Source organism: Staphylococcus sp. GDH8C109P (assembly GCF_017893405.1).
GTDB lineage: Bacteria > Bacillota > Bacilli > Staphylococcales > Staphylococcaceae > Staphylococcus > Staphylococcus cohnii.
The window spans coordinates 149,846-159,978 of sequence record NZ_JAESMX010000001.1; the positions used below are offsets into that span (position 1 = coordinate 149,846).

The 10,133-nt window shown below is 31.9% G+C and carries 11 protein-coding genes; 5 read left to right on the forward strand and 6 right to left on the reverse strand.

Features of this window, described 5'->3' with window-relative positions:
• The first annotated feature begins 2 nt into the window (after window positions 1-2).
• Together KA867_RS00705 and KA867_RS00710 are read left to right on the forward strand one after the other, a co-directional pair.
• Entirely contained in the window at window positions 3-1,052 is a 1,050-nt protein-coding gene (locus KA867_RS00705) for a ferrated catecholamine ABC transporter substrate-binding lipoprotein SstD (protein ID WP_210136738.1), read from the forward strand.
• Between the two features lie 250 nt (window positions 1,053-1,302).
• Window positions 1,303-1,632 (forward strand): PH domain-containing protein, encoded by a 330-nt coding sequence (locus KA867_RS00710; RefSeq protein WP_107385211.1) that lies wholly within the window; start codon window positions 1,303-1,305, stop codon window positions 1,630-1,632.
• 133 nt (window positions 1,633-1,765) lie between these two features.
• Here the strand turns inward: KA867_RS00710 and KA867_RS00715 are convergent, their stop codons facing one another.
• The 3 genes from KA867_RS00715 to KA867_RS00725 form a co-directional block, all read right to left on the reverse strand.
• Window positions 1,766-2,080, reverse strand: coding sequence for a CHY zinc finger protein (locus tag KA867_RS00715; protein WP_210136739.1), 315 nt, complete (start codon window positions 2,078-2,080; stop codon window positions 1,766-1,768).
• A gap of 12 nt (window positions 2,081-2,092) precedes the next feature.
• Complete coding sequence (gene murB / locus KA867_RS00720; RefSeq protein WP_210136740.1) at window positions 2,093-3,016, reverse strand: UDP-N-acetylmuramate dehydrogenase; 924 nt, start codon at window positions 3,014-3,016, stop codon at window positions 2,093-2,095.
• Between the two features lie 124 nt (window positions 3,017-3,140).
• Window positions 3,141-3,683, reverse strand: a complete 543-nt coding sequence (locus tag KA867_RS00725; RefSeq protein WP_210136741.1) for a GrpB family protein — start codon at window positions 3,681-3,683, stop codon at window positions 3,141-3,143.
• A 127-nt stretch (window positions 3,684-3,810) separates the two neighbouring features.
• Between KA867_RS00725 and KA867_RS00730 the strand changes: the two genes are divergently transcribed.
• From KA867_RS00730 to KA867_RS00740, 3 genes are all read left to right on the forward strand, one after another.
• Window positions 3,811-4,698, forward strand: a complete 888-nt coding sequence (locus KA867_RS00730) for an EMYY motif lipoprotein (protein WP_210136742.1) — start codon at window positions 3,811-3,813, stop codon at window positions 4,696-4,698.
• Between the two features lie 153 nt (window positions 4,699-4,851).
• Window positions 4,852-5,172, forward strand: a complete 321-nt coding sequence (gene ytxJ, locus KA867_RS00735; RefSeq protein WP_019469507.1) for a bacillithiol system redox-active protein YtxJ — start codon at window positions 4,852-4,854, stop codon at window positions 5,170-5,172.
• 427 nt (window positions 5,173-5,599) lie between these two features.
• Complete coding sequence (locus tag KA867_RS00740; protein ID WP_210136743.1) at window positions 5,600-6,721, forward strand: glycerate kinase; 1,122 nt, start codon at window positions 5,600-5,602, stop codon at window positions 6,719-6,721.
• Window positions 6,722-7,122: 401 nt separating this feature from the next.
• Here the strand turns inward: KA867_RS00740 and pepT are convergent, their stop codons facing one another.
• From pepT to KA867_RS00755, 3 genes are read right to left on the reverse strand one after another with little or no spacing between them, the layout of a single operon-like run.
• Window positions 7,123-8,361 (reverse strand): peptidase T, encoded by a 1,239-nt coding sequence (gene pepT / locus KA867_RS00745; protein WP_210136744.1) that lies wholly within the window; start codon window positions 8,359-8,361, stop codon window positions 7,123-7,125.
• An 11-nt stretch (window positions 8,362-8,372) separates the two neighbouring features.
• Window positions 8,373-8,873, reverse strand: a complete 501-nt coding sequence (locus KA867_RS00750; protein ID WP_107383665.1) for a threonine/serine exporter family protein — start codon at window positions 8,871-8,873, stop codon at window positions 8,373-8,375.
• Window positions 8,874-8,887: 14 nt separating this feature from the next.
• A complete protein-coding gene (locus KA867_RS00755) occupies window positions 8,888-9,649 on the reverse strand; it encodes a threonine/serine exporter family protein (RefSeq protein ID WP_019469503.1) in 762 nt (253 codons plus the stop codon).
• Between the last annotated feature and the right edge of the window lie 484 nt (window positions 9,650-10,133).

The window sequence follows — 10,133 nt, forward strand, 5'->3', positions numbered from 1 at the left end:
ATATGAAGAAATTTGCTTTGTTTATGGTAATAGGTTTAATGTTTTTATTAGTAGCATGTAATAATGGTGGCTCAGACGATAAAAAGTCATCGGATACAAAATCAGATAGCAATGAATCAAATAAAACAGTTAAGATAGAAAATGATTATAAAGCTAATGGAGAAAAACGTGATGGAAGTGATGCTAAATCTGTAAAAGAGACAGTTGAGGTTCCAGTAAATCCTAAGAACGCAGTTGTGTTTGATTATGGTGCATTAGATACATTAAAAGAATTAGGACTTGAAGATAAAGTTAAAGCTGTTCCTAAAGGTGAAGATGCTAAATCATTACCAGATTTTTTAAGTGAATTTAAAAGTGATAAGTATTTAAATACTGGTAGTTTAAAAGAAGTTAATTTTGATAAGGTTGCAGAAGCAAAACCAGAAGTGATATTCATATCTGGACGTACAGCAAACCAAAAAAACTTAGATGAATTTAAAAAAGCTGCACCAGATGCTAAAGTTGTTTACATAGGTGTAGATAATAAAGATGAAGTTAAGTCGCTTAAAGCAAATGCTAAAAAAATAGGTAAAATTTATCAAAAAGAAGACAAAGTTAAGTCGCTTAATAAAAAATTAGAAGATAAAATAGCAAGTATGAAAGAAAAAACAAAAGATTTAAAAGACCAAAAAGCGTTATATTTATTAGTAAATGAAGGTGAATTATCAACATTTGGTCCGGGAGAACGTTTCGGTTCTATGATTTTTAATACAATGGGCTTTACACCAGCAGATAAAGAAATTAAAGAAAGTAATCATGGCCAAAATGTTACAAATGAATATGTTGCAGAAAAAAATCCTAGCATTATTTTTGCGATGGACCGAGGTCAAGCTGTAGCAGGTAAATCTACTGCTAAAAAAGCATTGAGTAATGATGTCATCAAAGATGTTGATGCGATTAAACATGATAAAGTATATGAATTAGATCCAAAACTTTGGTACTTCGCAAGTGGTTCGACAACAACTGCGATTAAACAAATTGAAGAAGTCGAAAAAGCAATAGATAAAAAATAATAATAGACATGTGTGGGGATTGTCTTAAAAACGCATACTCAAAGCAGTGAAAATCACTTTAATCGTGAATTCACTGCTTTTTTGATTATGGATGATTCGTTCTGCTTACAAGATGATCTAAAATATAACTGTGTTAATCTCAATTGTTTTTTGATTAACTCAATACTAGAATGGAATTGAGCACTTAAGTAATAAATTGATTTAAAAACTTGTATAATGAATAAAAATAGTAAAAGAAGGTGACATAAAAATGATTTTAGATAATGTAAACCCAAATGATTTATTTCCAACAGAAAAGAAAGGTCCTAGTGTACTAGGTACGATAGAGTATTCTGTACAAGGTTCTACAGAATTTGAAGGTGCATTTATTGCTACAAATGAACGTATTATTTTGAATGTAGATATGAATGGAGAATTCTATTATAGAAGTATTGGTTATGATGAAGTAGAGAAAATTACATACGAAGACGGTCGCATTCATTTCACCTTTAATATTGGACCTATGCCGATGAAAAACATACAAAAAGGTGATGCAGAAGCGTTTGTACAATTTGTAAAGGACAAAATAAACGCACAATAAGAAGATAGCGTTTGAATGAACTTGTGTATGTCATGTTTATGTTTATTTTACAATGGTTTAAATAGATAAAAGAGCGACGTAGAAATTTGATTAGAAAATAAATTTCTGTGTCGCTCTTTTTGTTTAGCGTTAATTATATAGAAAAGTAAGTGCTGTAATGATATTTACAACGATTATTAAAATGTGCATCACAGTTTGGACATGATTCAATCAGCATATATTCATTGATTGTCATTTCGTGTTTGCATACACCACACAAAATAGCTTTTGTATTAAATTCATTATCATCCCATCTTTGTATTGAATGAGAGGTGTCCTCATTATGACATTTATAACATGGGTAGTATTTATTACAGCATTTGAATTTAATTGCTATTACATCTAATGGTGTATGGTAGTGTGTACAACGTGTTTCATTATCTACAGTTGCACCGTATACTTTCGGCATCTTATAACACTCCTAACGTTCAAAAGGATGTTCACCAATGATTCTAACTTCTGGATGAAGTTCAACATCAAATTTTGCTTTAACCGTTTTTTGCACGTGATGGATTAAATCTTCGTAGTCAGTTGCAGTACCTTTATCAACGTTGACCATAAAACCTGCATGTTTCTTAGATACTTCTACGCCACCTATACGATAGCCTTGTAGGTTTGAATCTTGTATTAATTTACCAGCAAAATGTCCTGGTGGTCTTTGGAAGACGCTACCACAAGATGGGTATTCTAAAGGTTGTTTCGTTTCTCTTCTCTCAGTCAAATCATCCATTTTCGCTTGGATATCTTGTAAATTGCCAGGCGCTAATGTAAATGCAGCTTCTAATACAACTAAGTTTTCCTTTTGGACGATACTATTACGATAATCTAACTCCAGTTCTTTGTTTGTCAGTGTGATTAGATCTCCCTTTTCATTAACACATAGCGCATAATCAATACAATCTTTGACTTCGCCACCATAAGCACCTGCATTCATAAATACAGCGCCACCAATTGAACCTGGGATACCACAGGCAAATTCTAATCCAGTAAGCGCATTATCTCGTGCAGTACGTGACACATCAATAATTGCAGCACCGCTTCCTGAGATGATCGCATCATCAGAAACATCAATATAATTTAACTGAAGTAAACTGATAACGATTCCTCTGATACCACCTTCACGGATGATGATGTTTGAACCGTTACCTAAATATGTGACAGGTATATCATTTGTGTAGGCAAAATGGACGATCGCTTGGACATGCTCATTTTGGGTTGGAGATAAATAATAATCAGCTTGACCTCCCGTCTCAGTGTATGTATAACGCTTTAGCGGTTCGTCAACTTTTATAATATCTTTCGGAACTATTGCTTCTAATTCTTTTAAGATGTCATCTTTATGCAATTATAGAACATCCTTTCCTGTTGAATTCATTTATATATTATACCAATGATTTAACATGTTTGCTAAATAGTATATCGTTTTATTGAAAACGATTAAGTTCATTTATTATTTTAGTGAATAAAGATTAGTTGTGTGCATTCGATAAATCTTTATTAATTTTTCGGAGTAGTTGTTTAAAAAGTAACTGTTTTTGATTTTCATATTCACGAATTGGTACTGCATCTGTCGCTAAATTATACTTTTGCTTTCCAAAGTTGGTTGCTGAAGATGGATTTATTGTTAAATAATGATTTGTCTTCAGATAATCATTATAAAGTTGTGAATCTATTTGAACAATATGTAATCGAGCAATTTGTCTTAAATCAATGAGATTATTAAATTGAGCCATTACTACTTTTTTGTGATATGGATGATGAAGCCTATAAAACCCTTCATAATTCAATCTCTTTTCATCTAAAGCAGTTATATCATGTAAATCATTGACGCCAACTAAAACATCTAAAATAGGTTCAGTAGGGTAATTGAAGTGACTTGTCCCACCAATATGATGTGTTGTTTTTACAGGTGTATCTAAGAGTGTCAATAATTTATGACGTAGCATCTGATATTGTTTAATAAAAGTTTGTTGTATATCTTCATTGATAAAAGGTTGAACATCTGAATACATTGAGTTAAATCACTCCTTTAAATGATCAAAATAAATTGTTAAACTGTAAATTCTGGAATAATATATCATATATTATTTTCAAGTTAAATAAGTTTCTGTATAATACGTAATGATAAGGAGTGCAGAAATGAAAAAATTAATGTGCTTTGTTTTATTAGTTTGTTTTGCCGTAGTACTTGCCGCTTGCGGACATGAAGGTGCCAACGAATTTAAAGATTTCGATAGCACATTAACTGACGTAAAGCAAAAAGAAAAGGAATTTAATAAAGTAATGGATTCTATTGATTTAGAAAACATTAATGATTTAAGTAAAACAGATATGACTGATAAAAACAAAAAAGAATTCAATCAATTGCAAAATAACTTGAATAGCAAGTTAACACCTAAACTTGAAGCATATGAGAAATCTACAAAACATCTGCCAGCAAATTCTGAAGAAACTAAGGAATTAAAATCAAAATATTTAGCATCTGTCAAAAAGAAAAAAGCTGCTATCGAGGAAGTTAAAACATTTGTTGATTTATACAATCAAGCAGTTAAAGCGAATGAAGATATTTTAGATTACACAAAACTTTTTGAAAAGAATAGATCAGAAGTAGAAGAAAACATGAAAAAAGCTAATAATGCTGGTGAAAGTGTTAAAGGCTTTAAAGAGAAATTGGAACAAAATAACAAAGACTTGAAAAATACAGCAGAAAAAGAATCCAATTCTACAAATACTAAATCAGAGAAACAAGTTATTGAAACCCAAATTATGCCATTAATTAAAAAACAAATTAAAGACTTGAACAAGGCAGAAATAACAGATGGTTATGTGAATGATGCGCGTAAAAACACGATTGAGATGTACTATAGCTTACAAAATTATTACGAAACAAGAGAAGAAACTATTGAAATTGGTGAAGCAATAGCTAAAATAGACATCAATAAATTACCTAAAGAAAGTGAAGATTTAAAGCATTATGATAAGGACTTTAATAAACGGTATGCCGAATTAAAAGAAAAATATCAATAATAAATTAATTGGTTAAGTTATGAGATTTGTAATAAACTGTTAACAATAAAAAGGGAATTGTGTATAATTGGAAACAATGATATGTGAATATCATTGGAATTTCACACTTTTAGAGACAATGTGGTGTGTTAAATATTTTTAGAGGTGAATAGAATGGCTATAAAGCTGAGTTCGATTGACCAGTTTGAGCAAGTTTTAGAAGAAAATAAATATGTATTTGTGCTGAAGCATAGTGAAACATGTCCAATTTCGGCAAATGCTATTGATCAATTCAACAAATTTTTATATGAAAGAGATATGGATGGTTATTATTTAATCGTACAACAAGAGAGAGCTTTATCAGATTATATAGAAGAAAAAACAAATGTTAAACATGAATCGCCACAAGCATTTTATTTTGTGAAGGGACAAGCGATTTGGAATGCAAGTCACGATCATATTAATGTAAAATCTTTGGCAGGCGCTGAAGAATAAAAAATAAATATTTAATAAAGGAACGCTTGTTAAGCTTTAAGTTATATTAAAAGGTTTAACAAGCGTTTCTTATAATGTGAAAAAATGTGTTTTGACATGTATAATATAAAGTTGAATTAGTAATGCTCTATGCGCACAAATGTATGTTATTTATGTAACTACTGTATTTATTAGCAATACAATGATTGAATGTGATACCAACTTTAAGCGTGATGATATTTTTACCAGCGATTTAGTAGCATGTGATTTGTGCTAAATATTACACAAAGTGAAATGATACTTTGTTTGATTGCTATACTGTTGAATTAAATATATCAATGAATCACTGCTATTTGAAATTCATAAATTTATAAGGTGTGGTAATCACGTTAATTTAAAAATAAAGCTATGAAATTTACAATGTAATATTAATATTAGAGGTGACAAAATGAAAGTATTAGTAGCAATGGATGAATTTAATGGTATTATATCTAGCTATCAAGCCAATCGGTATGTAGAAGAAGCGGTTGCTAGTCAAATAGAGAAGGCTGATATTGTTCAAGTACCGTTGTTTAATGGTCGGCATGAACTGATGGATTCTGTCTTTTTATGGCAGTCAGGTACCAAATACAGAGTGGTTGCACATGATGCAGATATGAATGAAGTTGAAGCTGTTTATGGTATTACTGATAATGGCATGACAATTATTGAAGGTAATCTATTTTTAAAAGGTCAACGTCCAATTATAGAAAGAACGAGTTATGGTTTAGGTGAAATTATACTTGACGCAATAGAAAATGGCGCTGAACATTTAATAATTTCGCTAGGTGCTATTGGTAGTTTTGATGGTGGCGCTGGCATGCTTCAAGCACTCGGTGCTAAATTTTATGATGACGAAGCTCAAGAAATCGATGTTACACAAGGCAGTCGTGTTTTAAAATATATTCGTCGTATAGATGTATCTCAAGTTAATCCTAAGTTGAAAGAGATTAGAATCCAACTTATGTCAGATTTTGACAGTAAATTGTATGGTAAAAATAGTGAAATCATGCAAACGTATGAAACGCATCAAATTTCGCATCAAGAAGCAGGAGAGATAGATAATTTAATATGGTATTTAAGTGAGATGTTTAAAGCCGAATTGAAAATTGCACTAGGGCCTATTCAAAGAGGAGGCGCTGGTGGAGGTATAGCTGCAATGTTGAATGGTTTATACAGTGCTGAGATTATGACGAGTCATGAATTGGTAGACCAAATTACACATTTAGAGTCATTAATTCAACAAGCAGATTTAATAATTTTTGGTGAAGGTGTGAACGAACAAGATCAAATTTTAGAAACGACTACTGTTCGCTTAGCAGAGCTAGCTACAAAACATGACAAACCGTCAATCGCAATTTGTGCAACAGGTGATAAGTTCGATTTGTTTGAATCGATGGGTGTAACAGCAATGTTTAATACATTTATAGAAATGCCTCAATCCTTTACAGATTTTAAAATGGGAATTCAAATTAGACATTATACAGTTCAAGCGATTAAGTTATTAAAAACACAATTTGATGTTAACTAATAAAATACAAATGCAAAACCGTCAATTTCTATTATAATCATATAGAAATTGACGGTTTTTTTAAATTCTACAAAAATCAGCAGGTGTTCGAAGTTACAATCATAAGACATAAATTTTTTAAAATTACTTTTAATACATCTACGTATGATAAGAAACAACACCACCATAATGTTGGCACCCAGTGCCAGTGGAGTGGTATCGTCTGATTAACAAATACAAGTTTGAGGTTGATATGAAATATGTGTTGGAATAGCATGAACAATCCAAACTGTAAGGTACAAAAATAAAAAAGGGAGTAGGACAGAAATCTAATTTTTTGAAAAGATTTCGTTGTCCTACTCCGACAAGGATGACAAGCATTAAAATGTATAAAATGAGCGCTATATCCGAGTCATTTCTATTTAATCATTCTTTTGATAAGTTTGTACGACTTCTTGAGCGATACCTACTATGACATCTACAGCTTTTTCCATGACATCGATAGAAGCATATTCGAAAGGTCCATGGAAGTTATCACAGCCAGTAAAAATGTTAGGTGTTGGTAAGCCCATAAATGATAGTTGTGAACCATCTGTGCCACCACGTATCGGTTCAGTATTAGCTGGAATATCTAACTGGTCAAAGACACGTTTAGGAATGTCTATAACATGTGGTTTTGGCTTAATTTTTTCTCCCATATTGTAATATTGATCGTTTATTTCAACTTCGATTGGCGCATCTTCAAAATGACTATTGATATCATTTTGAATTTTTACTAAACGTTTTTTACGTAAATCAAATTCATGCTTATCGTGATCACGAATAATATAGTAAAGTTTTGCTTTCTCAACATCACCATCAAATTTCATTAAATGATAAAAGCCTTCATAACCTTCTGTACGTTCAGGTACTTCGTTTTGAGGTAAAAGAGCGTTGAATTGTTGACCTAAGAGCACAGCATTGACCATCGCATCTTTAGCAGAACCTGGATGAACATTAACACCGTGACAAGTTACAATTGCTTCTGCAGCATTAAAACTTTCATATTGTAACTCACCAAATTGGCTGCCATCCATAGTATATGCAAAGTCAGCATTAAAACGTTCAACGTCAAATGCATGTGGGCCTTTACCAATTTCTTCATCAGGCGTAAATGCTACTCTGATACGACCGTGTTTGATTTCTGGATGCGATGTTAAATATTTTAAAGCTTCCATAATTTCGACGACACCAGCTTTATCATCTGCACCTAATAATGATGTGCCATCTGTAATCATTAAAGTATGTCCCTCTACTTGTTTCATAGCAGGAAAGACATCTTGACTTAAAACTCGATTTGTATCACCGAGCTGAATGGGTTTCCCATCATACTGCTCAATAATTTGTGGATTGACATTTGTAGCATTAAAATCAGGTGAAGTATCAACATGCGCAAGAAAACCAACAGTTGGAATAACTTCGTTAACATTACTTTCTAATGTTGCAAACAAGTATCCATTTTCATCAACATCAGTTTCTAGCCCTAAATCAGTTAATTCGTCATTCAATAAATTCAATAAATCCCACTGTTTATTAGTGGAAGGTGTTGAATTTGAATGTGGATCAGATTGTGTATCAATTTTGACATATCTTGTAAGTCGCTCAATAATATCATTTTTCATAAAAACACCCCTTATGCTCTGTTATTCATATTATATGATTTCTTATATATTTTACCATTCATTTTGCCAATGTGTTGTTTTATACGTGTATAAAGATAATAAATAATCTCTGCACACAAAATACCAAAGGCAATTGCACCTGAAATAAGTGTTACCTCGAGAAATGTATTAACAGCATGTGTATATTGGTTGCTCACTAAGTAGCGTGTTGCCTCATAAGCAAGTCCACCAGGAACGAGTGGGATGATGCCAGGCACAATAAAGATGATGACTGGTCTTTTATAACGTCTACTCATAGTATGACTCATAATTGCCAATATAAAACTTCCTAGGAACGAAGCCATTACCTTTCCTAGTTCAACATCAAGTGTCACTTTATATATAATCCATCCCATAGCACCAACGAAACCGCAAGCTAAAAGGAGACGTCGAGGTGCATTAAAAATGACAGAAAATAGCATTGTCGCTAAATAACTAACAATAAATTGTAAAACATAGTAGCCAATGACCATTTGAGCACTCCTTTTTAAAATATTAATAAAACGATTGCAACACCAGCACCTATAGCAAATGATGTTAGGGCTGCTTCCACACCACGAGACATACCGGCGATGAGTTCGCCTGCCATGAGGTCTCGGATAGCATTTGTAATTAAAATACCAGGGACTAGTGGCATGACGCCTGCAATGGTAATAATATCTTGGTTTGCTGCCATGCCTAATTTTGAAAATGTAGCTGCTATTGTAATAACAACTGCAGCACTAATAAATTCCGAAAAGAATTTTATTTGTATATAACGTTGAACAAAATCAAAAGTTAAAAATGCACCAGCTCCTGCAAGAATTGCAAAAAAGAAGTCATTCATAACACCGCCAAACATAAATAAGAAAAAACCACATGCAATGGCGGCAGCAAAAAATTTAGTGATAGATGAAAACTGTAATGATGCATGATGTAAATGTATAAGTTCAGATTTTGCTTCATCTATACTTAACTGATTATTAGAAATCTTTCTAGATAAACTATTAGTTAATGCAATTTTTTCTAAATCAGTCGTTCGCTCACGTATGCGGATAAGTCTTGTGTTTGTTCGATTATTGAGTGAAAAAATAATCGCTGTAGACGTGACAAAACTATATGTATCATCTAAGCCAAAACTTGCTGAAATTCTATTCATCGTATCTTCAACACGATAAGTTTCAGCACCACTTTCAAGCAATATTCTGCCTGCAATGAGTACAACGTCAATCACTTTATCTTCATCAATGATAGTGATCGAATCAGACATAGCTGGGCACCTCCTAAATTTTTCATAAATCAATAAAAAGTTTACCGTGTACTAAGGTAACTTTCAATAATATTTATTTCAGTATAGATTGTTATTATAATTACCTCCTATATTGTAACAAACTTAAATTTGTAAATGATATGTTTAATTTTAAAAAATTTTGAAGGAATACTTACGCATTGTTATATCTTACGATTATGTGTATGTTTACAATAATGTTTTTAGAGTTATACTTTCAAAAGAACGATGCGATGAAATACATTGATGTAGATGTTTAAACAGACGCTTTCATAATGTGAATTAAAAAAGCTTGAGACATGAATAACCATTCTCAAATCAAAAAGAACTAATCTCGTATAAAACGTGATTAACCTATAATTTAATTATTTATTTGTCTACTTGACTGGGTGCAATTTATTATATGGATTGGTCCTCTTTATATTAAAAATCTTCCGATTTTGATTGTGCATGCTTGCCTGGGGAT

Bases quoted from the DNA above. Each gene is read 5' to 3' on its own strand.
- KA867_RS00705 (WP_210136738.1), top strand. From the start codon at position 3: ATGAAGAAATTTGCTTTGTTTATGGTAATAGGTTTAATGTTTTTATTA.
- KA867_RS00710 (WP_107385211.1), top strand. From the start codon at position 1,303: ATGATTTTAGATAATGTAAACCCAAATGATTTATTTCCAACAGAAAAG.
- KA867_RS00715 (WP_210136739.1), bottom strand. From the start codon at position 2,080: ATGCCGAAAGTATACGGTGCAACTGTAGATAATGAAACACGTTGTACA.
- KA867_RS00725 (WP_210136741.1), bottom strand. From the start codon at position 3,683: ATGTATTCAGATGTTCAACCTTTTATCAATGAAGATATACAACAAACT.
- KA867_RS00730 (WP_210136742.1), top strand. From the start codon at position 3,811: ATGAAAAAATTAATGTGCTTTGTTTTATTAGTTTGTTTTGCCGTAGTA.
- ytxJ (WP_019469507.1), top strand. From the start codon at position 4,852: ATGGCTATAAAGCTGAGTTCGATTGACCAGTTTGAGCAAGTTTTAGAA.
- KA867_RS00740 (WP_210136743.1), top strand. From the start codon at position 5,600: ATGAAAGTATTAGTAGCAATGGATGAATTTAATGGTATTATATCTAGC.
- pepT (WP_210136744.1), bottom strand. From the start codon at position 8,361: ATGAAAAATGATATTATTGAGCGACTTACAAGATATGTCAAAATTGAT.
- KA867_RS00750 (WP_107383665.1), bottom strand. From the start codon at position 8,873: ATGGTCATTGGCTACTATGTTTTACAATTTATTGTTAGTTATTTAGCG.
- KA867_RS00755 (WP_019469503.1), bottom strand. From the start codon at position 9,649: ATGTCTGATTCGATCACTATCATTGATGAAGATAAAGTGATTGACGTT.